This is a genomic window from Herbaspirillum hiltneri N3 (assembly GCF_001267925.1).
Taxonomy (GTDB): domain Bacteria; phylum Pseudomonadota; class Gammaproteobacteria; order Burkholderiales; family Burkholderiaceae_D; genus Herbaspirillum; species Herbaspirillum hiltneri.
The window spans coordinates 2,138,702-2,165,184 of record NZ_CP011409.1 but is presented as its reverse complement, the minus strand read 5'-3'; the positions used below and the strand labels follow the sequence as shown (position 1 = coordinate 2,165,184).

The window sequence follows — 26,483 nt, the reverse complement described above, 5'->3', positions numbered from 1 at the left end:
AAACAAGCAGTCGCGCCGCAGCGAATCAATGATCACCGCCTGCGGCCCAATCACCTCAGTGGAGATGAACATCATGTATGCACAACTGGTAGAGACCGGCCTCAAGAACGTGCGCTCGCTCGATGAGATGAGCCCCGAAGAACGCGCATTCCAGGCGCGCATCGACGACGGCGTCAAGATCGAGCCGAAGGACTGGATGCCCGATGCCTATCGCAAGACGCTGATCCGCCAGGTGTCGCAGCACGCGCACTCGGAAATCGTCGGCCAGTTGCCGGAGGCGAACTGGGTCACGCGCGCGCCGACGCTGGAGCGCAAGGCCGTGCTGCTGGCCAAGATCCAGGATGAAGCCGGTCACGGCCTGTACCTGTACAGCGCCGCCGAAACCCTGGGCGTATCGCGCGATCAATTGCTGGCCGACCTGCACTCCGGCAAAGCCAAGTATTCCAGCATCTTCAATTATCCGACGCTGTCGTGGGCCGACATGGGCGCCATCGGCTGGCTCGTCGACGGCTCCGCCATCATCAACCAGATCCCGCTGTGCCGCTGCTCTTACGGTCCGTATGCGCGCGCCATGGTGCGCGTGTGCAAGGAAGAATCCTTCCATGCGCGCCAAGGCTACGACATCATGATGGCGCTGTGCAAAGGCACGCCGGAACAAAAGCAGATGGCGCAGGATGCCCTCAATCGCTGGTGGTGGCCGTCGCTGATGATGTTCGGCCCGTCCGATGCCGCCTCGGTCAACAGCGCGCAGTCGGCGCAATGGCGCATCAAGCTGTTCTCCAATGACGAGCTGCGCCAGCGCATGGTCGACCAGACCGTGCCGCAAGCCGAATACCTCGGCCTGACCGTGCCGGATCCGGACCTCAAATGGAACGAGGAAACCGGCCGCTACGACTTCGGCCAGATCGACTGGGAAGAATTCCACAACGTCCTGCGCGGCAACGGCCCTTGCAATCGCGAGCGCCTGCAGACGCGCAAGAAGGCCTACGACGACGGCGCATGGTTCCGCGATGCGCTGGTCGCCCACGCCGAGAAAAAGCAGACGGCACAAGCCGCCGCATAAGTATCTGCACAAATACGCAATCCAATACAACACAGCCACGACCGGCCACCTGTTACCTGTTTTCAGCGCGGGCCGGTCCAGTCCAAAGGAAAAGATGATGAGTAAAGAATGGCCGCTATGGGAAGTTTTCATCCGCAGTCAGCACGGCCTGGCGCACAAGCACGTCGGTAGCCTGCACGCGCCTGATGCCGAGATGGCGATCAACAATGCGCGCGACGTCTACACCCGCCGCAACGAAGGCGTCGGCATCTGGGTGGTGCGCGCCGCCGATATCGTTTCCAGCAGCCCGGGCGACAAGGTCGCACTGTTCGAGCCGGCCAACAACAAGGTGTATCGCCACCCGACCTTCTTCCCGATGCCGGAAGAAGTGAAGAACCTCTAACCCTTGCGCTCAGGAAATCGGCATGTCAGATAAAACAACCTATGTACGCCGCCTCGGCGACAACGCGCTGATCCTCAGCCAGCGCCTGTCCGAATGGTGCGGCAAGGGCCCGGCCCTGGAAGAGGATATGGCCTTGACCAACGTCTCCCTGGACCTGATCGGCCAGGCGCGGATGTGGCTGTCGTACGCCGGCGAACTCGAAGGCGCCGGCCGCGGTGAAGACCAGCTGGCCTTCCTGCGCGACGCCCACCAGTTCAGCAACGTGCTGCTGGTCGAACAACCCAACGGCAACTATGCGGATACGCTGGTGCGCCAGTTCTTCTTCGACGCAGCGCATTACTTCCTGCTGGAAGCGCTGACGACCTCGACCGATGCACGCATCGCCGAGATCGCACAAAAGTCGATCAAGGAAGTGACCTATCACGTGCGCCGCAGCGGTGACCTGATCGTGCGTCTCGGCGACGGCACCGAACTGAGCCATCGCATGGTGCAGCAGGCTGTTGACTATCTGTGGCCGTACACCGGTGAACTGTTCAGCAGCGACGCCACCGACCTGGCCATGCAACAGGAAGGCGTTGCGCCTGCGCCGGATAAAATCCGTGCGCAATGGCTGCAGCACGTGCAGGAAATCCTGACTGAAGCCACCCTGCAGACACCGCCGGCCGACGCCTGGATGCAGAGCGGCGGCAAACAAGGCAAGCACACCGAACACCTCGGCTACCTGCTGGCGGAAATGCAGTTCCTGCAGCGCGCCTATCCCGGAGCTACCTGGTGAACGCGAGCGCTTCCAGCCTGTCGGCCGAGCAGCTCCAGGAACAGATCTGGAGCTGGCTGCACTTGGTCCCTGATCCCGAAATCCCGGTGATTTCGGTGGTGGACCTGGGCATCGTGCGCGACGTACAAGTCAGCACGGACGACCAGCAGGAAGTGCAATGCACCGTCGTGATCACGCCGACCTATTCCGGCTGCCCGGCCATGCAGGTGATTTCCCAGGAGATCATCGCAGTGCTGGCGCAGCACGGCGTTGCCGGCGTCAATATCCAGACACGGCTGTCGCCGGCCTGGAGCACCGACTGGATGAGCGAGCACGGCAAGAGCCGGCTCAAGGGCTACGGCATCGCACCGCCGGCGCAACAGGTGATCGACATCAGCGGTATAAGCCGCAAACGGCAGCAGGTGCCCGAGGTAGCCTGCCCGCATTGCGGATCGATGCACACCGTGGTCGTCAGCCAGTTCGGTTCAACCTCCTGCAAATCCCTGTACCAGTGCAAGGATTGCCTGGAGCCGTTCGATTATTTCAAGGCCCATTGATACTTCAACAGGCGCCTCAGCACATCAGGCAGACACCCATCATGAGCAAATTTTATCCTCTGACCGTCGGCAACGTGAAGAACGAGACCCGCGACACCATCGTCGTGTCCTTCGACGTACCGGCCGAACTCAAAGAGACCTTTCAATACAAACAGGGCCAGCACCTGACGCTGCGCTCGGAAATCAACGGCGAAGACCTGCGCCGCTCGTATTCCATTTGTTCAGCGGTGCAGGACGACCAGCTGCGCGTGGCGATCAAGCGCACGCAAGGCGGCGTCTTCTCGACCTGGGCCAACGATACGCTCAAGCCGGGCCAGAGCCTGCAAGTGATGCCGCCGATGGGTCACTTCAACCTGCCGCTGGACGCCGGCAATAAAAAGCACTACCTGGCCTTCGCGGCCGGCAGCGGCATCACGCCGATGCTGTCGATCGTCAAGACCACGCTGCTGACCGAACCGGACAGCCGCTTCACGCTGGTGTACGGCAACCGCGCATCGTCGTCGGTGATCTTCAAGGAAGAACTGACCGACCTGAAGGACACTTACCTCGAACGCCTCAACGTGGTCTACGTCATGAGCCGCGAACAGCAGGATGTGGAGCTGTTCAACGGCCGCATCACACGCGAAAAGTGCGACCAGTTCTTCAAATCCTGGATCGACCTCGACGACATCGACGCTGCCTTCATCTGCGGTCCGGAAGACATGCTCAACGCCGTCAGCGAATCGCTGCAGGCCAACGGCCTGGACAAGTCCGCCATCAAGGTCGAACTGTTCGCCGCCAGCATCCCGAAACACAAAGCCGTGGCAGCGCGCCCGGTGGTCGGCAAGCAGGAATGCGAAGTGACCGTGATCGTCGACGGCTACCACACCGTCTTCACGATGGAGAAGGAAAAGGAATCGCTGCTCGACGCCGGCCTCAAGCACGGCATCGACATGCGCTATTCGTGCAAGGGCGGCGTCTGCGCCACCTGCCGCTGCAAGATCGTCGAAGGCAAGGTCGACATGGATGCCAACTACTGCCTGGAAGACTATGAAATCGCGCGCGGCTTCGTGCTGAGCTGCCAGAGCTTCCCGGTCACCGACAAGCTGCTGATCGACTTCGATCAGGACAACTGACCCGCACCTCGTCGACCACACATAATCATTCAGGAGACCACATGTCGACCACCTTCTTTGACCGCCACCGCGCCACGCTGGATAAAGCTGTACAGGCGATTGGCGAACGCGGCTACTGGAGTCCGTACAGCGAAAGCCCGAGCCCGCGCGTCTATGGCGAAACCGCCGCCGACGACGGCAAGGCCGCTTACGATGCGCGCCTCAACCGCCCGTTCGAGATTGGCCAGGCCGGCACCATCGGTCGCACCGGCAATGAAGTCTCGCCATACGGCCCGGCGCTCGGCATCACTTATCCGAAGGCCGACATCGATCAGCTGCTGCAAGGCTCGGCCGCGGCAGGCGTGGCCTGGCGCAAGGCCGGACCGGAAGTCTGGGCCGGCGTCGCGCTGGAGATTGTCGCGCGCCTGAACGCCCGCAGCTTCGAAATCGCCCACGCCGTCATGCACACCACCGGCCAGGCCTACATGATGGCATTCCAGGCCGGCGGCCCGCATGCGCAGGATCGCGCCGTCGAAGCGATTGCCTACGCGTGGCAGGAAACCAGCCGCATTCCGGCCAATGCGTTTTGGGAAAAACCGCAAGGCAAACACGATCCGCTGAAGATGCGAAAGCACTTCCGCATCGTGCCGCGCGGTATCGGCCTGGTGATCGGCTGCTGCACCTTCCCCACCTGGAACAGCTATCCCGGCCTGTTCGCCGATCTGGCGACCGGCAACACCGTGATCGTCAAGCCGCATCCGGGCGCGATCCTGCCGCTGGCGATCACCGTCGAGATCGCACGCGCGGTCATCGCCGAAGCAGGCTTCAATCCCGACGTCGTCACCCTGGTCGCGCATGAAGCCGGCGACAAGGTCGCCACCGAACTGGCGCTGCGTCCCGAGATCAAGCTGATCGACTTCACCGGCAGTTCCGCCAACGGCAACTGGCTGGAGCGCAACGCGCTGCAAGCGCAGGTCTTCACGGAAAAATCCGGCGTCAACCAAATCGTCATCGACTCGACCGCCGACTTCAAGGGCATGGCGCGCAACATCGCTTTCTCGCTGGTGCTGTACTCCGGCCAGATGTGCACCACGCCGCAAAACATCTACATCCCGAAAGACGGCATAGCCACCGCCGAAGGCCATGTGAGCTTCGACGCCGTGGTGGCTGCGATCGCCGACGCCATCAACAAGCTGACCGGCGATCCGGTCAAGGCGGTGGAATTGCTGGGCGCGATCCAGAACACCGCCGTGCTCGACCGTATCGATGCCGCCCGCAAGATCGGCGAGGTCGTGCTCGACAGCACCTCGCTGCAGCATCCGCAATTCCCCGATGCGCGCATCCGTACGCCGTTACTGGTGAAGGTCGCCGACGGCAAGGCTGTGACGGAGGAATTCTTCGGCCCGGTCTCGTTTGCCGTCGCCACCGACAGCACCGCCGTGAGCATCAAGCTGGCCGAGAAAACCGTACGCGAACATGGCGCGCTGACGCTGTCGGCCTACACCACCGATGCGGCGGTCAAGGAAGCGCTGGGCGACGCCGCAGCCGAAGCCGGCGTGGCGCTGTCGCTGAACCTGACCGGCGGCGTGTTCGTCAACCAGTCGGCGGCTTTCAGCGACTTCCACGGCACCGGCGCCAATCCGGCCGCCAACGCCGCGCTGGCCGATACGGCCTTTGTCGCCAGCCGTTTCCGCGTGGTGCAAATCCGCGAACCTGTCTGATCATTGAGGAAAATGCCATGCAATACGAATCCATCCTGTTTGAAAACACCGGCGGCATCGCCGTCATCACGCTGAACCGGCCTGACAAGCTCAACAGCTTCACCGTCGCCATGCATCTGGAAGTGCGCGACGCGCTTGAGCGCATCAAGGCCGATGCCGGTGTGCGTGTATTGCTGCTGACCGGCGCCGGACGCGGCTTCTGCGCCGGACAAGACTTGTCCGACCGCGCGGTGAAGCCGGGCGACGGCGCCGTCGACCTCGGCGAATCGATTGAAAAATACTACGGCCCGCTGGTGCAGACGCTGCGCTCCCTGCCCTTCCCGGTGATCTGCGCGGTCAATGGCGTAGCGGCGGGCGCCGGCGCCAATATCCCGCTGGCGTGCGACATCGTGCTGGCGGCGCGGTCGGCCAGCTTCGTCGAAGTGTTCTGCAAGCTGGGCCTGCTGCCGGATACCGGCGGCACGTATTTCCTGCCGCGCCTGGTCGGTACGGCGCGCACCATGGGCCTGGCGATGCTGGGCAACAAGCTGAGCGCAGAACAAGCCGAGCAATGGGGCCTGATCTGGAAATGCGTCGACGACGACAAGCTGCAGACCGAAGCGCGCGCCATGGCGCAGCATTTCGCCTCTGCGCCGACCAAGGGTCTGGCGCACACCAAGGCCGCGATTTATCAAAGCCCGGCCAATACCCTGACCGAACAACTGGCGCTGGAACGCGACAGCATGCGCGCGCTCGGCTACAGCCGCGACTACAAGGAAGGCGTCACGGCCTTCCTGGAAAAGCGCGCGCCGCTGTTCACCGGAGAATGAGCATGTCCGGCATCAACCAATCCCAAGCATTGCCACCTTCACGCACGGTTGCCGTCATCGGCAGCGGCGCCATGGGAGCAGGAATCGCCCAGGTGGCGGCAGCGGCCGGCTACAGCGTGCAGTTGTTCGACACGCGCGCCGAGGCGGTGGTCAAAGCCATCGCCGACATCGGCGGCATGTTCGACAAGCTGGCCGGCAAAGGCCGCATGACGGCTGCTGAAGCAGGCGCCGCCAAGGCGCGCCTACGTCCGGCGTCGGCCTTGTCCGAACTGGCCGAAGCCGGCCTCGTGGTCGAAGCCATCGTCGAAAACCTCGACGTCAAACGCAAGCTGTTCGCCGACCTGGAAGCGGTGGTGGCGGACGATTGCATCTTCGCCAGCAACACGTCGTCGATTTCCATCACCAGCATCGGCGCGGCGCTGCGGCTGCCGCAACGCCTGGTGGGCATGCACTTCTTCAACCCGGTGCCGTTGATGGCGCTGGTCGAAATCATCAGCGGCCTGGCCAGCGATGCGGCCGTGGCCGGGTGCGTGTACGACACCGCGCTGGCCTGGGGCAAGAATCCGGTGCACACCAAATCGACGCCGGGCTTCATCGTCAACCGCGTCGCGCGTCCGTATTACGCCGAAGCGCTGCGCATCCTCAACGAGCAAGCGGCCGAGCCGGCCACCATCGACGCCATCCTGCGCGAAGCCGGCGGCTTCCGCATGGGGCCGTTCGAGCTGATGGACCTGATCGGGCATGACGTCAACTTCGCGGTGACGCAATCGGTGTTTCATGCTTACTTCACCGATCCGCGTTTTACGCCGTCGCTGATTCAGCAGGAGCTGGTCAACGCCGGCTTCCTCGGACGCAAGAGCGGGCGCGGTTTCTATCGCTATGGCGACGCTGCCGCCATGCCGGAACCGGCCACCGAAGCTGCCGCGGCACGCCCTTCCGGCGTAGTGCAGCTGCACGGTACGGGACCGCTGGCCGAAGCGCTGGCAGCGCGTCTGGGCGGCATGAGTGTCGAACGCAGCACTCCCTCCGGCGTCGACAATCTGGTGCTCCAATGCGGCAACGCCAAGGCCTATCTGACCGACGGCCGCAGCGCCACGCAGCGCGCCGCCGACAACGGCCATGCCGATACCGTGCTGATCGACCTGGCGCTGGACTTCAACAAGGCCACGCGCGTGGCGGTGACGCGCGCCGATCAATGCAGCGATGCCGCATACGCCGCCATCGTGGCGCTGCTGCAGGCGGCCGGCTTCGCGGTGTCGCGCCTGGACGACGTGCCTGGCATGGCGGTCATGCGCACCGTGGCGATGCTCGCCAACGAAGCCGCCGACACCGTCAACCAGGGCGTATGCAGCGCCGCCGACGCCGACATGGCGATGCAGAAAGGCGTCAACTATCCGCGCGGGCCGCTGGCCTGGGCCGACGCCATCGGACTCGACACCGTTGCCGGCGTGCTGTCGCACCTGGCTGCCGCCTATGGCGAAGACCGCTATCGCGTGTCGCCGCTGATCATGAGAAAAACCGCAAGTAAAGGAAAGTTCCATGCCTGAAGCAACCCTCAACGCCGTTGCCGTTGTGCCCGCTGTTGCACTGAATCCTGAAGAAGCACAAGCCCTGGCCGAAGCCACCGCCAAGTCCATGTATGCGCGCGATAACGCCACGCAGGCGCTGGGCATGAAGATCCATGAAGTGCGTCCCGGCTATGCGCGCCTGTCGATGCTGGTGCGTTCGGACATGCTCAACGGCCATGCATCCTGCCACGGCGGCTTCATCTTTGCGCTGGCCGACAGCGCATTTGCTTTTTCATGCAACAGCCGCAACCAGGCCACGGTCGCGTCCGGCTGCAGCATCGAGTACCTGGCTCCGGGTGCGGTCAACGACGTGCTGACGGCGGAAGCCATCGAGCAATCGCTGGCGGGACGCACCGGCGTCTACGACATCACCGTCACCAACCAGGACGGCAAGCGCATCGCGCTGTTCCGCGGCAAGTCGTATCGCATCAAGGGCGAAGTCATCGCCGGGCTCGATGCGACGGCGCTGGCGAAGAATGCAGCGGTATCCGTGTCCTGAGCATTACCACTTACCACGTACCACCTTCCACAAGCGCAGATTCAAAAGCGCCCATTAGAAACGATCACTCACCGAGCTGATCACGTACGGAGACCGTCATGCAACGACGTTACAGATTGATCCCCCGCGCTTGTGCCGCGCTCACGCTGCTCGCATGCGCCGCCTTCGCGTCCACTGCATGCGTCGCGGCGGACCAAGCGGCAGATCGGACGCCGGACCAGGTCGCCGTCCCTGCCGGCAAGATCACGATCAAGCGCGACAACTATGGCGTGCCGCATGTGTACGCCAACGATGTGCGCGGCCTGTTTTACGGATTCGGCTATGTGGTCGCCGAGGATCGCCTGTTCCAGATGGAAATGGCCCGCCGCGCCGTGCTCGGCACCGTCTCCGAAGTGATGGGGCCGGCCTATGTCGCGCTCGACAAGGGCAGCCGCTCGGGCTTCACGCCCGCGTCCATCCGCGCCCAGATGGCGGCCCTGTCAGCCGATGACAAAGCGATCTTCGACGGCTATGCCGCCGGCTTTAACGCGCGTGTCAACGAGGTTCTGAAGGCGCAGGCGACACTGCTGCCCAAACAGTTCAGCGATGCCGGCTTCACGCCGAAGGCCGACTGGACGGGTTACGACGTGGCCATGATCTGGATCGGCACCATGGCCAATCGTTATTCCAACGTGAGCAGTGAAGTCGCCAACCTGCGCTTGCTGGATCAACTGCGCAAGGCAAAGGGCGAAGTCGCCGGACGCCGGCTGTTCGACCAGATCCGCTGGGTGGAAGACCCTCTCGCACCAACCACGGTGCCGCGCACGGTAGCGCCTCTCAAGACGGCGTCAGCGCCGCTCGATGGCAACGCCGTTCGCCTGGCGCCTGTCTCGCCTGAATTACTTAGCGCCCGCAACGACATTGATGCAGCCCGCCGCGGCGTCGCCGAACCATGGACCCGTCCGATCGCCAGCAACCTGTGGATCGCCGGCCCGGGCAAGACCACCGACGGCAGCACGGTATTCATCAACGGCCCGCAGTTCAACTGGTTCAATCCGTCCTATGTGTTCGGCATCGGCCTGCATGGTGCAGGCTTCGACGTCACCGGCAATACCCCGTTCGCGTATCCGGTGGTCCTCTTCGGCACCAACGGCAAGATCGCCTGGGGCGCTACCGCCGGCCCGCTGGACGTGAACGACATGTATCAGGAAAAGCTCAATCCTGCCAACCCGCACGAGTATCTCTTCAACGGCGCCATGCGCCCGATGACGAAGCGCACCGAGGTGATCCGCGTCAAAGGCCAGGCTGACGAGAGCGTCGACATTTACGCCACCACCCATGGCATCGTCACCAACTTCGATTTGCCGAATGGCGCCGCTTATACGATGAAGCGCAGCTGGGACGGCTACGAACTGGAGTCCTTGCTCGGCTGGATCCATTCGATGCAGGCGACCAGCTGGGACCAGTGGCTGGCGCAGGCCTCGCGCGTGGCCATCACGATCAACTGGTACTACTCGGACACCAGCGGCAACATCGGCTACGTGTCTCCCGGCCGCCTGCCGATCCGGCCGGCCGCGCAGGACATCCGGCTGCCGGCGGTGGGCGACGGTTCGATGGAATGGCTTGGCATCCGCCCCTTCAGCGACAACCCCAGGACTTTCAATCCGGCGCAGGGATACATCGCCAACTGGAACAACCAGTCGGCGCCGGGCGCAGTCAGCGACGGCGGCAACTACTCGGTGGTGGACCGCGTGCGCGAGTTCACCGCGCGCCTCGAAGCCAAGCCCAGGCTGACGCCGGACGAGCTGTGGGGACTCAATCGCATCACCGCCTACGCGGACACCAACGCCCGCTATATCGTGCCGTTCGTCCTCGAGGCCACGCGCGGCCTGGCAGCCGGCGATCCTGCCCGGCGTGCGGCGCAACTGCTGGCCGACTGGAACATGCTCAACGACGATCCGGCCGAGCGCGGCGTCTACGACAGCCCCGCCACCACGCTGATGATGCATTGGCTGCCCATCCTGTATAAGAAGGTGCTGGCCGACGACCTGCCCCCCGAGGTATTGGCCGCCTACCTGGACAGCGGCTATGCCGGCGACACGCAGGTAGCCAGCATCCGGCCCGGCAATGGCATGAAACTGATCTACAACGCACTGCTGGGCGCCACGGCCGGTGTTCCACAGACCTACGACTTCTTCAACGGAGAAGACAAGAACGCGGTGCTGCGCGCCACACTGGCGCAGGCCATGGCCGAACTGGAGACGCGCCATGGCCGCGACACCGCGACCTGGCGCACGCCGGTGGTGAAACACAAATTCCTCACCAGCAACTTCATCGGAGCGCCGCAAGCCGGTGCGGACGAACTGCTGACACTGCCCAGCTTCATGAACCGCGGTTCGCAAAACGACAAGATGGTGCTCGGCGCGCGCGGCGTCACGCTATGCACGGCCGCGCCGCCCGGCCAGAGCGGCTTCATCGCACCCGACGGCCGCAAATCGGCGCACTATGCCGACCAGATGTCGCTGTTCAAGGACTTCGGCTGCAAAGCCGAGGCGCTGACACCCGCCGAGGTTGATCGCCATACCGAATCGACCAAACAACTGACAAACAATTAGCCAACCATAGAACAGATCCCTCACGGAGACCACCATGCCACAACGCACCCCACAACCAGGCGACCTGGAAGCCATCGAAACCGCCAGCAAGGACGAATTGCAGGCCTTGCAATTGCAGCGCCTGAAGTGGTCACTCAAGCATGCCTACGACAACGTGCCGCACTACCGCGCGTCATTCGACGCCGCCGGCGTACATCCGGATGACCTGAAGACGCTGGCCGACCTGGCGAAATTCCCCTTCACCGGCAAGAAGGACCTGCGCGACAACTATCCGTTCAACATGTTCGCGGTGCCGCGTGAACAGGTCGTGCGCATCCACGCCTCCAGCGGCACCACCGGCAAGCCGACCGTGGTCGGCTACACCCAGAACGACATCGACACCTGGGCCACCGTGGTGGCGCGCTGCTCGCGGTGTCGTTGGCGGTGTGCGCCTCCGCCCTGGCCGCCGAATCCTCCGGCGGCCCTGCCCTGCAGGAAAAATACCAGGCGCTGCAGCCGCAATTGACGAACAATCAATTTGCGCGTCCGCTGTATCTCAATTCGACCGAAAGCTCATCCAGCATCAAGGGCGACATCTATGCCGTGATCGATTATCCGTTTGCCCAGGTGCGCAACTCGCTGACCACGCCGGCGCACTGGTGCGACGTGCTGATACTGCATCTCAACACCAAATACTGCCGTCCAGGTCCTGGTCAGAATCCCGCCACGCTGAGCATGCGCGTCGGCAAGAAGCACGATCAGGCCATCGACGACGCCTACCGGATCGACTTCAACTACCGCGTGCCGGCCAACGGCGACGACTACTTCGACGTCCGCCTGGCCGCAGACAAGGGACCGATCGACACGCGCGACTATCGCATCCAGCTGGAAGCAGTGCCGCTCGGCGACGGCCGCAGCTTCCTGCATCTGACGTATTCCTACTCGTTCGGCCTGGCCAGCCGCGTGGCGCTGCGCGCCTATCTTGCCACCGCCGGCAGCGACAAGGTCGGATTCACGCAGGATAAGTCCGACAAGAGCGGCTATATCGGCGGCATGCGCGGCACGGTGGAACGCAATACCATGCGCTACTACCTCGCGATTGACGCCTTCCTCAGCGGTCTGGCGGCACCGCCGCAGCAGCAGCTGGAGCAACGCTTGCAAACCTGGTTCAGCGCCACCGAACGCTACCCGCGCCAACTGCATGAGGTCGACAAGAACGAATATCTGGTCATGAAACGCAAGGAATATGCGCGGCAGAACAGGGAGTGACGCGGCAGACAGGCAATGGAAGCAGCGCGTCAGGTCTCCGCCTGTGCACCGCCGAGATACCAGTGCTGCTCGATTTCACTGGCCGTCAGCGGTTGCGAATGCAGATAACCCTGCACCATGTCGCAGCCGGCTGCACGCAGGAAATCGTGCTGCTCCTGCGACTCGACGCCTTCGGCAACCACCTTCAGATGCAGCTTGTGGGCGATGGCGACGATGGCCTCGGTGATGGCGACATCGTCGGCGTCGGCTGGGATGCCCTTGACGAAACTGCGGTCGATCTTGAGCGTATCGAGCGGGTATTGCTTGAGACTGGCCAGCGACGAATAGCCGGTGCCGAAATCATCCACCGAAATCGTCACGCCCAGTTCACGCATGCGCTGGAGCAGCACCACCGCTTCCTGCGGATTCTGCATGATCGCACCTTCGGTGATTTCCAGCTCGAGCATGGCCGACGGCAGGCCGCTCTGATCGAGCGCATTGTCGATCGTGGCAAGCAGGTCGTCCGATGAAAACTGGCGCGGCGACAAATTTACCGCAATGCGCCCGAACTGATAGCCGCGATCCAGCCAGGCCTTGCCTTGGCGGCAGGCTTCGCGCAGCACCCACGCGCCCAGCGGCACGATCAGGCCGGTCTGTTCGGCCAGCGTGATGAACATGCCCGGCGTCACCAGCCCGCGCGTCGGATGACGCCAGCGAATCAGCGCTTCGGCGCCGCAGATGGCGCCGTCCTGCGCCGAAAACTGCGGCTGGTAGTACAGTTCGAATTCCTTGCGTTCGATGGCGTGGCGCAGGCTGTTTTCGAGCAGCATCTGCTCGAGCGCATGATTGCTCATTTCCTTGTTGAACAGCTGGAAGGCGTTCTTGCCGCGATCCTTGGCGTGGTACATCGCGATGTCGGCATTCTTGAGCAGCGTGATGGCGTCTTCACCGTGTTCCGGATAAGCCGCGCTGCCGATGCTGGCGCTGATGAACATCTCGTGGCCGTTGATTGTGAACGGCTGCAGGATGCTGTTGATCAGGCGCTGCGCAATGGCCGCAATCATGGCCTGTGGAGGCGAGCCGCCCAGCACGACGACGAACTCGTCGCCGCCGAAGCGCGCCAGCACGTCGTCCGGGCGCAACTGCTCGCGCAGCCGTTCAGCGGCCGCCACCAGCAATTGATCGCCGGCGTGATGACCGAGCGTGTCGTTGACGGTCTTGAAGCGGTCGAGGTCGACGAAGAACAAGGCCAGCGTCTCACCGGCCGCCTGCGCCGCTTCAATCTGCTGCGCGAAAATCCGCATCAGGCTGCTGCGGTTGCGCAAGCCGGTCAGGCTGTCGTGATCGGCCAGGAAAGCCAGTTGCACGGCGCCATGGACGGCGCCATGAAATTCGTCAAGGGCGACGCCATCGCGGGCCTGTGCATCGTCGCCATCAACCTGATCGGCGGCATTTCGATCGGCATCATCCAGCGCAACATGGACGCCGCCGAAGCCATGCGTGTCTATTCCATCCTGTCCATCGGCGACGCGCTGATCGCCCAGATTCCGGCGTTGCTGATTTCGCTGGGCGCGGGCATCATTACCACGCGCGTTACCAACGATGATGAAGGCGAAGGCGAAGAGAAATCCAACGTCGGCCGCGACATCGTCGCGCAGCTGTTCGCCGAACCCAAGGCCTTGCTGACGGCGGCCGGCATCATGTTGCTGTTCGGCCTGATTCCGGGCATGCCGACCGGGGTGTTCATCACGCTGTCGCTGGCGCTATTCGTCTCCGGCGTGGTGGGCTTGCTGAAGCCGCTGGCCGATGCCGAGATTCAGCGCGAAAACGAAGAGCTGGAGCGCAAGAATGCGGGCATCGTCGATCTCACCAATTTTTCCGCGACCACGCCGTTCATCCTGCGCATGCCCGAAGCCCTGCGCGCCACGCCGCAAGCCGAAATGATCCGTAACGCCGTGCGCGTCATGCGCAACGGCATGCTGGAGCGGCGCGGCATTCCCGACCTGAAGCCGATCGAATTCGAGTTTTCGGAAACCATGCCGGATAATCGCGTGCATTTCCTCATGGCCGAAGTGCCGCTGGTGGACAATGAAATCATGATCGGCTGGGGCGCCACGCGCGAGACCCTGGATCGGGTCACCGAACTTGGCTTCCAGGCGGTCGAGCGCAATATCTCCGGATCACGCCGCCGACGCGTCTGGTTGCGCCTGGACGACGAAGCCCGGCTGACCGAACACGGCGTCATGGTGCAGCGCTGGGAAACCGTGTTTGCCGCCGACATCGAGGTGGAGCTGCTGCGCAATTGTCAGATGTTCGTCGGCGTCAACGAGGTTATCCGATTCACGCGCTGGGCCGAGCGACGCTATCCGGAGCTGGGCAAGGAAGTGTTGAAATCGGTGACCCTACCTCGCCTGACCGAAGTGGTCCAGCGACTGACCAAAGAAGGCGTGTCGCTGCGCAACGCGCGCCTGTTGCTGGAAACCACACTGGACTGGGCGCCCAAGGAACGCGATCCGGACGTCATCGCCGATTACGTGCGCCTGGCGTTCAAGCGGCAACTCTGCTTCGAGGCTGCACGCGACGGCCTGATCGAAGTGATCCTGCTGTCGCCTGAACTGGAAGACCAGTTGCGCAACGCCATGCGCCAGACCAGCCAGGGCAGCTATCTGGACATCGATTCCGAACTGGAGCAAATGCTGCTCGACAAGCTCAACGATCTTTCCACCAACGTCTGTACGCCGATCACGCCGCCCGTGCTGGTCACCGCCGCCGACATCCGGCGTTCGGTGCGCAAGCTGATCGAAGAAGAGTTCTTCCCGGTGCCGGTATTTGCTTTTTCGGAGTTGACCCAGCATGCCAAGGTCAAGCCGGTGGGCATGATCGAGGTCTGACGATACCGCGGAACCGTCGCCCGGCCGGCGACATATAGCTATATCGGAGGCCGCGGCGCAACGCCGCATGTCGCGACATGCGCCGGCCTCATTCCTGATCCCGTCGCAACGGGATCCGCAAGAATCCATCGGAGCAATCCATGCCACACAGTCATTGGAACCCTTCGGCATCGTCGGCCGGAGCAACCGGCTTTCACACCGAGGACGATCACCAGCGGCACGCCGCAACTCCAGCCGCGCCGCGGCGGTCTTTTTTTTATCCGCGCTGGGCTCAAAAGCTGCAGGTGGCTTCTGCCCAACACAGCGCCAGCAGCCTGAATGGCATCCTCAACATGGGCCTGACCGCCGACGGTACGCGCATCGGCTACCCGGCGCAACTGCTGGGACCGGAGCATATTGATCGACGTGATTTCAACGCTGGGCTGCAAGGCATCATCAACGGCATATTCAATCAGATAAAAGGCGGCGAGCAGACGTTCGGCGATGCGTTGGAAAGGATGGTGAACGTCGGCCGGGCCGGAGTACAGCGCCATGACGAACGGCAAGCGCGGCCGCGCCCACAAGAAAGTCGCACCGGCGCCAGCCACGCGCCGGAGGAGCATGCGGAAGATGCGATTGAAGAAGAAGCGCCGCCGCTGCCGCGAAGAGCGGGCAGCACCCGGTCCCAGCGATCTGACCCGTCCACCGCCATCCATGAGGAAGCAGTGCGTGCCTACGCCGCGTCGGGCGGCAGCCTGGAGGCGTGGCGGCGCGGGCTGGATATCGCCGAGCCACCGCAAGAGCAGCCGCCGCCGCGCACTCACGCAACGGAGCTCAGCGTCGTTGACGATGCCTCGGAGCCGCCGCCGGCATTGCCGCCACGTCCGCATGCGTACCAGGCCGCGCCCATCGATACCAAAGAACAAGAGGATGCTCTCCGTGCCTATAACACGCTGCGTGGGGGCGGCATTCGCAACTCGCTGGCACTTGCCGGCGCGCAGGCCACCAGTGGGCATCACACTACGAGCAGGAACAATCTTGCCGGCCAGTCTGAACATGTCCGCGAGGTACATCATCACCATGGTTCCGCGACGTCGGGCTCTGCCGATGGCGACGGCGACGAAGAATTCGATGACGACGACGGGCAGCAATTCTGAACTTGTCCGCGCGGCCGGCAAGCACCGGCCGCCTTGGTCGGCCTGACGACTGTCCTGGAGCGCAACCATGAATCTTCCCACGCAGCAGATGGCATCCCCCGAAGCTGCTTTTCCCATGACCCGCGACGAGGCGATGGCCATCGTTGCGCGCGCCGCGCAAGACAAATATCTGGCGCAAGAACTGGATCATTTGCGCGAGAAATGTTGTCGTTTCGTTGACGACATCATGCACCGGGTCAACCGGGAAATGGCGGACCAGGACCAGCGCACGCCAGCCTTGCTGCAAGCCGATGCCTGCGACGTACTGTCTCTGCGCAATGCCGCGCGCGGACGTGAAAAAATTGCGCAGCAACGCCGCGAGTTGGCCGAAGCAATGGTCATCGGCGCGTTGTTCAACAGCGACAATCCGGACTGGAATCCGCTTAATCCAGACAGCCGGGGCACCGGGCAGGGCAGCTTGTTGCTGGCGCTGCTGCAGACGCCGCCGGATATTGCCCGGCGCGGCGAATTTTGACCGGCGCGGCGGAACCGGCACCGTCGGCGCGACATACAGAGATAACGGATCGGTGCGTCGCATGACCGCCGCAAGGCGGCGCGGGTGCCTGTCCATCCCTGCCCGAGCAACGTTTGCCGGGTGCGCGACCGGCCTCTCGTCCGAGGCCCGCACGAACAATTACCGGAGCACATCATGCCAATCAATCACGTCGACGGGGCCGCTGCGGCGACCGGCGCGACTCCTTTCGAACCTGCCGGCGTCGCCAGGCAGCGCCCGGCCCAATCACCTGTTCCACCTGCAGTTTCCAAAATGAAGCAGCAGATTCAGGATTTCTCGCCACGACACTTGCAGTCGTCGGCGGAACAGTCGCCGGAACTCGCTGCCGAGGTGAAGGCTACACTTGGTTCAGGCGAAGGATTTTTTTCGGCTGCGTTGAGAAGCATCGGCGATCAGCTGCTTGCGGTGACCGTATCACCCCAGCGTCCCGCGTCCCGCGATGGCGACGGCATCGATCAACTGCGGAAGAGCATGCTGGAAAGAGGGCGCGCGCAAGCCCTTCAACTGGTCGGAGGAGGCGACGATGACGACAAGAAGACCACCTGACCGCAGCCTCCTGCATCCGCATATTTTCTTCCGATCGACGACCTTCCCCGGAGCGTAGCCATGAGTCTCACCGTCCAAGAAACATCGCCACACGCGCAGGTATTGCCGGTGGCGTCCGCCACCCCCCGCGTCGTCGCGCACACCATGACGCATGATGAAGCGCTGGACATCATCGAGCGCGCCAGGAAGGACAAATATTTGGCGCAGGAACTGGAGCAATTGCGCGAAAAATGCTGCCTGTTCGTCAGCGACGTCATGCACCAGGTCAACCTGGCGCTGATCGAAAAGGAGAGACGCATGCCTGCACTGCTGCGCGGCAAGCCGGACGAATCGCTGTCGCTGGCGGCTGCGGCACGGGGGCGCGAACAGGCGGCCAGGCAGCGTCGCGAGCTGGCCGAGGCAATGGTGATCGGCGCCTTGTTCAACAGCGACAATCCCGACTGGAACCCGCTCGATCCGGCGACGCATCGCAGCGCCGGCAAAGGCAGCCTGTTGCTGGCGCTGATCCGCGCGTCGCTCGAGCCGGTGCGTAGCTGAGGAGCTGCCGCCACGGCGACACGATGCGCAATGGAACCGCCCTTTGCAGGCGTTCGACTCATACGTGAACCCTGCGCCGTCCCGGGTCGCATTCAGGTTTGCTGCGTGCTCGGGACGGCAATCACATCTGAATTCGCAACTGGAGCATAACCATGTACGAACTGCGCGTACTGAACGGCTATCATCGCGGCGCAAGCCTGCCTCTGCTGGATGAGGCCTTGACCATAGGCGCCGCTGACGATGCCGACGTCGTCCTCGCCGATCCCGGCATTGAATCCCGCCACGCCGAGGTGGCGCTAACGCCTTCCGGCTGGACCCTGCGCGCGCTGGACGGCGCGGTGCGCGACGCCGACAGCAACCGGGGCGTAACCATCCTGATGCTGGCGCCCGGCGCTTTCGCACGCGTCGATCATGTGTGGTTGAGCGTGGTCGGGCAAGGCAGCGCCTGGCTGGAGCCGCCGCGCGAGCCGGCAGATGAGGCGGAGGAGCCGGTAGCGTCCGGGGAGCCCCAAACCGGGCCGGGGCAAGACGCTGCCCCTGCATCGGTCGAAGCCATGGACGCATCGCATGCATCATCCGCTGTTGCGGACGCGCCCGGCTTCCTGTCGCGCAAGCGCACCCTGGTCCTGGCGCCGCTGGCGCTGGCCGGCGTTTTGTCAGCTGCCGCCGCCTATGCGATGACGCGCAGCTACCCTCCGCTGAGCGCTGCCGACGGCGGCAACGACATGCTGGCGGAGGCATTGCCGGCGTCCTCGGCGCGAGTGGAAATGGAACGCATGGCGCGTGAAAACAAAATGGCAGCGCCCGAGCGCATGCTCAAACTACCCAAGGCCAAGGGCCACGGCGACGAAATCCCGCAGCATCCGATGAAAATGCAGGATCCGGGCGTATTCAAAGCGGTATCGTCCTCCTCCGCGCCGAAGCTGTCGCCGGAACAACTGCGCCATGCTTTCCGGCAACGGCTGGCTGAGGTCGACTTGCTCAAGCGCTTTAACCTGCAACTGGAAGACCGCTCCTGGTCAATGCAAGCCGCACTAGAAGAAGAGGATGCCGAACGTTTCCAGCGCATGCTGAGCGCCTTCATGGCGAAATACGCCATCGACTTTCCGGTGGAAGTGAAGATAGGGGGCGCCGAGGCGATGTTGCCGTTCAAGATCCAGCAGGTGGTGTCAGGCACTAATGCCAGCATCGTCACCGATGACGGCCGTCGCCTGTATGTCGGCGACGAATATCGCGGCATGAAGCTGGCAGGCATCGAAGGCAACCAGCTCAGCTTCACCGGCAAGCGTTCGATCAACGTGACATGGTGACGCCCGGCGCCGCCACGGCTCTGCTCGACGGTATCGACGACAGGCTCACGCGGCTGCGGCAGCGCCTGCCGGAGTGGCTGGAACGCCTCCCGGCCAAGCCGGGCTTCACCAGCCACGGCAAGGTATCGCAGGTGCTGGGCACCCTGATCGAGGCGCACATGCCGCCGGTTCAGATCGGCGAGCTGTGCAACCTGATCAATCCCGACGTGAGCGGCAAGGACATGCTGGCTGAAGTCGTCGGCTTTACCGACAAGGCCGCGATCCTATCCGCGCTCAGCCCGCTCGAAGGCGTGTCTACGCGCACCGTGATCGAGCCGTTGCGGCGCGCCCATTCGATCGAGGTGGGCGACCACCTGTTCGGCTGCGTGCTGGACGGTTTCGGACGCTGGATGTTCCGCGCCCCCGCCGCGCGCGACAACCAGTCGACCTGGCGCGCTGTAGCGCCGGTCATGCGCGATGCTCCCAAGGCGACAGACCGGCCGCGCATCGCCACGCCGCTGGCAACCGGCGTGCGCGCCATCGACGGCTTGCTGAGCATGGGCGTGGGCCAGCGCATCGGCGTGTTCGCCGGTCCCGGCTGCGGCAAGACCACGTTGATGGCTGCCATCGCACGCGGCTGCGAAGCCGAGGCCATCGTGTTCGGCCTGATCGGCGAACGCGGGCGCGAACTCAACGAATTCCTCGAGCACGAACTTGATGCCGACCTGATTCGCAAGACCGTCGTCGTGTGCGCCACCTCCGACCGCACGTCAATGGAGCGCTCGCGCGCGGCGTTCACCGCCACGGCCATCGCCGAGTCGTTTCGCGAGCGCGGCAAAAGCGTGCTGCTGTTGATCGACTCGCTCACACGCTTTGCCCGCGCCCAGCGCGAAATCGGGCTGGCCGCAGGTGAACCGCCGGCGCGGGGCGGCTTCACGCCGTCGGTGTACACCATGTTGCCGCGCCTCATCGAGCGAGCCGGCGCCACCAGGGAAGGGTCCATCACCGCCATGTATACCGTGCTGGTGGATGGCGAGTCGGCCTCGGATCCGATCGGCGACGAAGCCAAGTCCCTGCTGGACGGCCATATCCTGCTCACGCGCAAGCTGGCCGAGCAAGGGCACTATCCCGCCATCGACGTATTGGCCAGCATCAGCCGCGTGATGAGCAACGTCACCACGCGCGAGCATCGCCAGGCGGCGTCGAGTTTCCGCGAACTGATGGCGCGCTACCAGGAAATGGAATTGCTGATCCGTCTCGGCGAATACAAGGAAGGAGCCGATCCGGTTGCCGACCGCGCGATGCAAATGCGCCCTGAACAGCTGGATTTCCTGCGCCAGGACACCAGCACCAGTTCTGATTACCGACAGACGCTCGCGCGCATCCAGGAGATGCAGGCATGATCGGCGCCTCCGGACAGGGGCTGGGGCCTCGGCGCGGCAAGCGCGAAGTGATCGAGGTGGCCGAGCGCAAGGTCCCAGACAAGCGCCTTGACCAGCTGCTGCATGTGCGCAAGCAGAGGTTGAGCCGGCTCGAGCGCGAGCGCCATGAGGCCCGTCAGGTCTGGCGTCGTCGTCGCGAAAAATTCCATGCCGCCAAGTTGCGCTGGCGCGAGGCCGTCGCGAAGACCCAGGAGCAATGGCAACAGGCGCGCCGACAATTCCTCGACATGACCATCACCAGCGGCCAGTTCCGCAGCGCCAAGGCCGCCTACGAACGCATGAAACGAGAAGTCGCGCAGTTCTATCTCGATTGCCAGAATCAATTGCAGCGCTGTCGCGAAGCCGGCGGCAAGTTTTTCGAGGCGCGCTGGGCAGTGCTGGACGCCAACCGGCAGCAGGAAAAACTGAGTTTGCTGCGCGATGAAATGCGTACCCTCGAACAGCCTGCGGAGAACTGAGATGGCGCTCGATCCCCTCGTCGCGGCGTTGCTGGCGTCGCCACCGCCACCACCCAAACGGCCCAGGCCGCGCAGCGTGCAGTTCGTCTCCGTACATGCGCCGTCGTCGCAGTCGTCGTCGCGGCCGCTCCAACCGGCCCGGCCGGCCCCGCAGAGAGCGTCGCCACGGGCTGCCGACGATCGCGAACCGAGGAGGCTTGCGCGCGGCGAACAACAGGGCGGCGACAAGGACGGCTGGATTTCCGCGTGCATGCCGGGTTCGCCCGACCGCAGCGGTGGCGGAAACGGCGACGGCGACGGCGGCCGGGAAGAGCGCCAGGGCGACGGTGAGCGCTGCGCGGCAGCGCTGGCAGCCGGCGACGAGGCCGATTATTCCGACGACCTGATCCTGGGGTTGCTGCCGGCGCCGCAGGCCAGCGGCATCTTCGAGGTGCTGTTCCCGGACGGCGACACCATGGGCGTGATGGTCGACGTCGGCGCCGACAGCGCCAGTTTCATGCTCGCGCCCGGCACGCAGGGATTGCGCAACTTGCTGCGCCGCCGGCAGATGGAACTGGAGCAGGGCCTGGCGCGACGAATGAGCAAGTACGTCAGGCTTACCGTGTTGTAGTTTGGCGCGGCCGGCTTGATGCCGACCGACGCGCCGGACCGACACCCCTCATGCAAGCCACCGACTTTCCCGCGCAGTCTGCCACGGCAGGCTGGAAAAAAATCGATCTGCGCCGCGTCGCACCGCGCGTGACCAAGGCTCATGCCGCTCTGACGCGGCTGGTGGGACAGGGTCTGCAATTGCCGTTGTCCATGCCGGGCGCGGCCCTGACCCTGCGCCAGATCCCGGCGCAGGACCTGACGTGGTCCGCACCGCTGCAATTGGCCGGACCGATGGGACGCATCGAACTCGGGCAGGGCGCGCGCCTGCTCAATGCCTTGACCGGCATCGACCCGGCGGCGATGCCGACCGACGACGGCTATCCGGAGTGGTTCGTGGCGGCGCTGACCGGTCGCCTGGGCGGCACCGCGCTGCAGGGATTCCACCGTATCGAGGCAGGCGGGCAACCCGACCCCGGCGCCAGCGTCCTGCAACTGAGCCTGTCGCAACAGGGACATGAATTCGCCGTGCCGGCCAGGGCGACGCCCGCTACCTGGCTCAGCCTGATCGAGGCGACGCGGCGCCTGCCGCTGCGCTTGCCGCAGGCGCCTTACCTCGAACTCGCCGTTGACGCAGTCGTTCGCGTCGCACGGCATCGCCTGCCGGCGTCGGTGCTGCACCGCCTCGAGGCCGGCGACATCATCTTGCCGCATGGCTGCCATTTCGCCCCCGACGGCACCGGCGCGGTGCGGCTGGGCGGTCGTCACTGGCGCGTGCGCTATGCGGCACCTTGCCATTTGCACCTTATCTCTACGGAGGAAAACTTGGATCACGAACACACGGAAGAAACTGCCGGTCTTGCAGGCGCGGCACCGGAGCCGGAGGTGCAACCGCAAGGCGCCGAAGCCGCCGTACTCGACGAGGTGCAGATGACGATCAGTTTCGAACTGGGGCGTGTGAGCATGTCGCTGGGCGCCTTGCGCAGCCTGGGGCCGCATACGGTACTGACCTTGCAGGACGGTGCGCCGGAGTCCATCGCCCTGGTCTGCGGCGGCCGCACGGTGGGCCGCGGCGAAGCGGTCGATGTCGACGGCGTCCTGGGCGTACGCATCACGCAGTGGAGCGGGAGCGGGGGATGCTGAGCAGCCAGTACGATGTCGTCTCCTTTTCGGTGATGCTGGCGCTGCTGGCGCTGATCCCTTTGCTGGTGGTGACGACAACTTCCTTCCTCAAGATCTCTCTGGTGCTGCTGGTGTTGCGCAATGCCGTGGGCGTGCAGCAGGTGCCGCCGACGCTGGCCATCTATGGCATATCGCTGGCCTTGAGCGTATTCATCATGGCGCCCACGGCGCAGGAAATCGGCAAGCATGCGCTCAGCTTCGATACCGGCGCCAACAGCGCGCGCGCCACGCCGCTGCTGGTCAAGGCGCAGGAGTCGTTCGAACCGATGCGCAAGTTCATGCTCAAGTTCAGCAAGCCGGAACAGCGCGAACTGTTCCTAGCCTCGGCCAGGAAACTGTGGCCCAAGGAAGCCGCCAGGGACGCCCGCGCCAGCGACGCGCTGATCCTGATCCCGGCCTTCGTCGTGTCCGAACTGCAGGCCGGCTACGAGATCGGATTCCTGATCTACATCCCCTTCGTGGTGATCGACCTGCTGGTGTCCAACCTGCTCATGGCGCTGGGCATGCAGCAGGTCAGCCCGCAGACCATCACGGTGCCGCTCAAGCTGCTGCTGTTTACGCTGGTGGGCGGATGGGCCAAGCTGCTCAACGCGCTGGCGATGTCGTATGCATGATTTCTGCAAACAAGGGAGATAGCGGTGGCCGATACAATCAATTTTTTCCAGCAGGGCCTGTGGATGGCCATCATGATGGCGGCGCCGCCGCTGGTGATCGCTACCGCGTGCGGCCTGGTGGTATCGCTGGTGCAGGCGGTGACGCAGATCCAGGACCAGACCCTGCCATATGTCGTCAAGCTGGTCGCGGTATCGGTGACGCTGGCGATGATGGGCCGCTGGATCGGCGTCGAGATCATCCGCATGACCGACCTGGCGCTGACGATGATTCCCGATGCGGGCCGCTGAGCATTGATCCCGGGATGCGCCGATGAACGCTTCCTTGTTGCTGGACATGCAGGCGGTCATGCTGACCATGGCTATCGTGACCCCGCGCGTGCTGGTGTGCCTGGTGATCCTGCCGGGCTTCGGCCTGAACGTGCTGACCGGCATGGCAAAGAACTCGGCGGCCATGGCGATCGCCTTGCCGGCGGCCTTGCCGACCTTCTATTTCGTCCAGAAGACGCCTCCCGATTTTCTCTTCGCGGGCATGCTGGCTTTCAAGGAAGCCATGATCGGCCTGATGTTCGGCGTGCTCATGGCGATCCCGATGTGGGTCGTGCAATCGGTGGGATCGATCTTCGACATGCAACGCTCGCCGATTCAGATCCAGGCCAATAATTCCACTGTGGACCGAGACGCCAGCGCGATCGGAGCCATGCTGATCCAGGCGGTGGTGGTGCTGATGGTGCAGGCTGGATTGTTCTCCGCGCTGGCGCGCATCCTGATCGAAAGTTATGCGGTATGGCCGGCGTTTGCACTGATGCCGCCGTTCGAACCGGGCCATTTCGACGTGCTGGTGAAGCGCTTCGGCGATCTGCTCTGGTACGTCGTGGTGTATGGCGCACCCGTAATCGTGCCGCTGTTGCTGATCGAGTTCGGCTTTGCCGTGGTCGGCGTGTTCGCCTCCAACCTGCAGGTTTCGTTCGCCTCCGCGCCGATCAAGAGCCTGACCGGCCTGTTGATCCTGCTGGCCTACTGGTCGACGCTGTCGCACTATGTGACCAACGATTTTGCGCATTTGCTGGAACTTGCGGCCAGCCTGATCGAGGTGAACAAATGAGGTCGTCGCCGGCGGGCATGCGTCGACCCGGCCGGGAGCGGGCATGAGCGACGACAAGAACGAAGAACCCACCCAGAAAAAGATCGACGACGCGCGCGAGAAAGGCCAGATCGCAGTCAGCCGCGACCTGGCCAAGCTGGCTACGCTGGTGGCCGTGGCGGAAACCGCTTTCGCCAGCCAGTCGTTGTGGCGCGGCGCCTTGAGCAACCTGTTCGACACCGGCATCCTCGACGTCAACCGCGATTTTTCACTGGCGATGAAGCAAATGATGACCACCGCCGGGATCCTGTTGCTGGTGGTTTTCTGCACCTGCTTCCTGATTTGTATCCTGGTCTCGGTGGCGGCGCACTGGGGGCAGTTCGGCGCTCTGATCGCTCCCGAGGCGCTCACGCCCAAGTTCGATAAGCTCAATCCGGTCAATGGCGTCAAGCAGTTGTTCTCGAAGAAAAAGCTGGTCGAGCTGCTGACCACGATAGGCAAAGCGACGCTGATCGGCGGTATCGTCTACAGCCTGACGCGCAGCCATCTCGGCACGATCATTTCGCTGTCCAACGGCGAGCCCAAGGATGTCTACGACGTCTTCGTCGAGCTGCTGCGTTCGATCTTCCATGTGATCGTGGTGGTGTGCCTGCTGCTGGGGCTGATCGACTACGCCATCCAGCATCATTTCCATAAAAAGGAGCTGATGATGGACAAGGAGGAAATCAAGAAGGAACACAAGGAATCCGAAGGCGATCCGCTGATCAAGAACCAGCGCAAGCGGCTGGCGCGGCAATGGGCCAACGAAGGGCCGGAAGCCAAGACCGAGGATGCCAACGCGGTGGTGGTGAACCCGACCCACTTTGCCGTGGCGTTGTACTACGATGCGGCGGAACTGATGGTGCCGGTGGTGCTGGCCAAGGGCAAGGACCAGGTGGCGCAGGCAATGATCCGGCGTGCGCGCGAGTGCGGCATCCCGGTGATCCGCCATGTATGGCTGGCGCGCACCTTGTATGCAACTTGCCCGCCGGATACGGCGATTCCGAAAGCCAGTTACGAGGCGGTCGCGCAAGTTTATGCCGTGGTGCATGAACTGATGGCCAGCGACCGTAGCGGGCAAGACGTCGAACTGGAAAGCCACGGCGAACCGCCCGGCGCGTCGTCGCCGACCCCAGGATGAGAAACGGAAATCCGACATGAACACCAAAAACCAGGCCATTGCGGCCGCTGCCGGCGAAGCCGCTGCACGCGACATGCGCGTGAAGCAGACCGTCATCGAGGCCGAACGCCGTGCCCAGTCATTGCGCAGTTGCGTGTCCGCTAGATTGAAGTCCGGGCGCGACGGCGAGGAGATGCCGGACGATTGCACAGCGGCCGACCCGTTCATCGGCGCGGCCGTCGCCGTCGGGCTTGAGGGTTGCGCCGATGCCGCGCCGGGCAGGCCGTCCCATCGCAGCGGTGACACCGACGGCGGCGACATGTTGCTGGAAGACAGTGAGCCAAGCGACGAAGTCATCATCGGTAGCGGCGACCGCGCCCAGCACATGGCGCTCAAGAACGCCTTCGTGCCGTTTTCAGGACGACCGTCGCCGGTGGCCCGGCGTCCCGCGACGTTGCCGCCGCTGCGTCCAACCTCGCGGGCGGAATGCGGGCGTCGTTGCGGCAAGGGCGGCTTTTGCGATCCGTCCTCCGAACTCGGTTGCGGCGGCGAATATTGCGGCAACCGTTACGTCATGCCCTCGCCGGAGGATATCGCACCGGCCGCGAAGGCAGGGGAGCCGGCAGCCGAAGACGCCGCGACGCCGCATCGCGGCGGCGAGGCCAACGAGATCGACTGAGACGGTTGTCGTTGCACGGGTGGAACCTGCGGCCGCGCCGCGACCACCTACCAGCGGACA

The 26,483-nt window shown here is 63.9% G+C and carries 27 protein-coding genes and 1 pseudogene; 27 read left to right on the top strand and 1 reads right to left on the bottom strand.

What is annotated here, in order from left to right; genetic code table 11:
- The first annotated feature begins 73 nt into the window (after nt 1-73).
- From paaA to F506_RS09750, 12 genes and pseudogenes are all read left to right on the top strand, one after another.
- A complete protein-coding gene (gene paaA, locus F506_RS09800) occupies nt 74-1,063 on the top strand; it encodes a 1,2-phenylacetyl-CoA epoxidase subunit PaaA (protein WP_053201436.1) in 990 nt (329 codons plus the stop codon).
- Nucleotides 1,064-1,160: 97 nt separating this feature from the next.
- A complete protein-coding gene (gene paaB, locus F506_RS09795; RefSeq protein ID WP_016836359.1) occupies nt 1,161-1,445 on the top strand; it encodes a 1,2-phenylacetyl-CoA epoxidase subunit PaaB in 285 nt (94 codons plus the stop codon).
- A gap of 22 nt (nt 1,446-1,467) precedes the next feature.
- Nucleotides 1,468-2,220, top strand: a complete 753-nt coding sequence (gene paaC, locus F506_RS09790) for a 1,2-phenylacetyl-CoA epoxidase subunit PaaC (protein ID WP_053197014.1) — start codon at nt 1,468-1,470, stop codon at nt 2,218-2,220.
- Complete coding sequence (gene paaD / locus F506_RS09785) at nt 2,217-2,756, top strand: 1,2-phenylacetyl-CoA epoxidase subunit PaaD (RefSeq protein WP_053197012.1); 540 nt, start codon at nt 2,217-2,219, stop codon at nt 2,754-2,756. Before paaC ends, paaD begins: the two co-directional genes overlap by 4 nt.
- Before the next feature lie 41 nt (nt 2,757-2,797).
- Complete coding sequence (paaE, locus tag F506_RS09780; protein ID WP_053197010.1) at nt 2,798-3,871, top strand: 1,2-phenylacetyl-CoA epoxidase subunit PaaE; 1,074 nt, start codon at nt 2,798-2,800, stop codon at nt 3,869-3,871.
- A 41-nt stretch (nt 3,872-3,912) separates the two neighbouring features.
- Entirely contained in the window at nt 3,913-5,571 is a 1,659-nt protein-coding gene (paaN, locus tag F506_RS09775; protein WP_053197008.1) for a phenylacetic acid degradation protein PaaN, read from the top strand.
- Nucleotides 5,572-5,588: 17 nt separating this feature from the next.
- Complete coding sequence (gene paaG / locus F506_RS09770) at nt 5,589-6,380, top strand: 2-(1,2-epoxy-1,2-dihydrophenyl)acetyl-CoA isomerase PaaG (RefSeq protein ID WP_053197006.1); 792 nt, start codon at nt 5,589-5,591, stop codon at nt 6,378-6,380.
- 2 nt (nt 6,381-6,382) lie between these two features.
- Nucleotides 6,383-7,927: a 3-hydroxyacyl-CoA dehydrogenase PaaH gene (gene paaH / locus F506_RS09765; protein ID WP_053197004.1), complete on the top strand. Its 1,545-nt coding sequence runs from the start codon at nt 6,383-6,385 to the stop codon at nt 7,925-7,927.
- Entirely contained in the window at nt 7,920-8,447 is a 528-nt protein-coding gene (gene paaI, locus F506_RS09760; RefSeq protein ID WP_053197002.1) for a hydroxyphenylacetyl-CoA thioesterase PaaI, read from the top strand. Before paaH ends, paaI begins: the two co-directional genes overlap by 8 nt.
- 98 nt (nt 8,448-8,545) lie before the next feature.
- Nucleotides 8,546-11,041, top strand: a complete 2,496-nt coding sequence (locus tag F506_RS09755) for a penicillin acylase family protein (protein WP_053197000.1) — start codon at nt 8,546-8,548, stop codon at nt 11,039-11,041.
- A 34-nt stretch (nt 11,042-11,075) separates the two neighbouring features.
- A pseudogene (locus F506_RS22660) lies at nt 11,076-11,453 on the top strand (phenylacetate--CoA ligase); the annotation flags it as partial.
- A complete protein-coding gene (locus F506_RS09750; RefSeq protein ID WP_053196998.1) occupies nt 11,423-12,289 on the top strand; it encodes a hypothetical protein in 867 nt (288 codons plus the stop codon). The pseudogene F506_RS22660 and the gene F506_RS09750, both read left to right, overlap by 31 nt.
- A 29-nt stretch (nt 12,290-12,318) precedes the next feature.
- Here the strand turns inward: F506_RS09750 and F506_RS09745 are convergent, their stop codons facing one another.
- Nucleotides 12,319-13,635: a putative bifunctional diguanylate cyclase/phosphodiesterase gene (locus F506_RS09745; RefSeq protein WP_235471464.1), complete on the bottom strand. Its 1,317-nt coding sequence runs from the start codon at nt 13,633-13,635 to the stop codon at nt 12,319-12,321.
- Between F506_RS09745 and F506_RS09740 the strand changes: the two genes are divergently transcribed.
- From F506_RS09740 to F506_RS09670, 15 genes are all read left to right on the top strand, one after another.
- Nucleotides 13,609-15,159: an FHIPEP family type III secretion protein gene (locus F506_RS09740; RefSeq protein ID WP_235471462.1), complete on the top strand. Its 1,551-nt coding sequence runs from the start codon at nt 13,609-13,611 to the stop codon at nt 15,157-15,159. The two genes, F506_RS09745 and F506_RS09740, sit on opposite strands and share 27 nt — an antisense overlap.
- Before the next feature lie 140 nt (nt 15,160-15,299).
- Complete coding sequence (locus F506_RS09735; RefSeq protein ID WP_144424034.1) at nt 15,300-16,295, top strand: hypothetical protein; 996 nt, start codon at nt 15,300-15,302, stop codon at nt 16,293-16,295.
- A gap of 67 nt (nt 16,296-16,362) precedes the next feature.
- Nucleotides 16,363-16,809: a hypothetical protein gene (locus tag F506_RS09730; protein WP_235471460.1), complete on the top strand. Its 447-nt coding sequence runs from the start codon at nt 16,363-16,365 to the stop codon at nt 16,807-16,809.
- A 174-nt stretch (nt 16,810-16,983) separates the two neighbouring features.
- Nucleotides 16,984-17,394, top strand: a complete 411-nt coding sequence (locus F506_RS09725; protein ID WP_053196992.1) for a hypothetical protein — start codon at nt 16,984-16,986, stop codon at nt 17,392-17,394.
- 60 nt (nt 17,395-17,454) lie between these two features.
- On the top strand, nt 17,455-17,931 hold the full coding sequence (locus tag F506_RS09720) for a hypothetical protein (protein ID WP_235471459.1): 477 nt from the start codon (nt 17,455-17,457) through the stop codon (nt 17,929-17,931).
- 152 nt (nt 17,932-18,083) lie between these two features.
- Entirely contained in the window at nt 18,084-19,241 is a 1,158-nt protein-coding gene (locus F506_RS09715; RefSeq protein WP_053196989.1) for an FHA domain-containing protein, read from the top strand.
- Nucleotides 19,235-20,623: a FliI/YscN family ATPase gene (locus F506_RS09710; RefSeq protein WP_053196987.1), complete on the top strand. Its 1,389-nt coding sequence runs from the start codon at nt 19,235-19,237 to the stop codon at nt 20,621-20,623. The genes F506_RS09715 and F506_RS09710 overlap by 7 nt, the downstream gene beginning before the upstream one ends.
- Nucleotides 20,620-21,120, top strand: a complete 501-nt coding sequence (locus tag F506_RS09705) for a hypothetical protein (RefSeq protein WP_053196985.1) — start codon at nt 20,620-20,622, stop codon at nt 21,118-21,120. Before F506_RS09710 ends, F506_RS09705 begins: the two co-directional genes overlap by 4 nt.
- 76 nt (nt 21,121-21,196) lie before the next feature.
- Nucleotides 21,197-21,730 (top strand): hypothetical protein, encoded by a 534-nt coding sequence (locus F506_RS09700; protein WP_144424033.1) that lies wholly within the window; start codon nt 21,197-21,199, stop codon nt 21,728-21,730.
- A gap of 50 nt (nt 21,731-21,780) precedes the next feature.
- Entirely contained in the window at nt 21,781-22,851 is a 1,071-nt protein-coding gene (sctQ, locus tag F506_RS09695; RefSeq protein ID WP_053196981.1) for a type III secretion system cytoplasmic ring protein SctQ, read from the top strand.
- Entirely contained in the window at nt 22,845-23,504 is a 660-nt protein-coding gene (sctR, locus tag F506_RS09690; protein WP_053196979.1) for a type III secretion system export apparatus subunit SctR, read from the top strand. Before sctQ ends, sctR begins: the two co-directional genes overlap by 7 nt.
- A 24-nt stretch (nt 23,505-23,528) precedes the next feature.
- On the top strand, nt 23,529-23,792 hold the full coding sequence (gene sctS, locus F506_RS09685; RefSeq protein ID WP_083457723.1) for a type III secretion system export apparatus subunit SctS: 264 nt from the start codon (nt 23,529-23,531) through the stop codon (nt 23,790-23,792).
- A 22-nt stretch (nt 23,793-23,814) separates the two neighbouring features.
- Entirely contained in the window at nt 23,815-24,606 is a 792-nt protein-coding gene (locus F506_RS09680) for an EscT/YscT/HrcT family type III secretion system export apparatus protein (protein ID WP_053196977.1), read from the top strand.
- Nucleotides 24,607-24,649: 43 nt separating this feature from the next.
- On the top strand, nt 24,650-25,765 hold the full coding sequence (gene sctU / locus F506_RS09675; RefSeq protein WP_053196975.1) for a type III secretion system export apparatus subunit SctU: 1,116 nt from the start codon (nt 24,650-24,652) through the stop codon (nt 25,763-25,765).
- A 16-nt stretch (nt 25,766-25,781) separates the two neighbouring features.
- On the top strand, nt 25,782-26,423 hold the full coding sequence (locus tag F506_RS09670; RefSeq protein ID WP_053196973.1) for a hypothetical protein: 642 nt from the start codon (nt 25,782-25,784) through the stop codon (nt 26,421-26,423).
- The last annotated feature ends 60 nt before the right edge of the window (nt 26,424-26,483 follow it).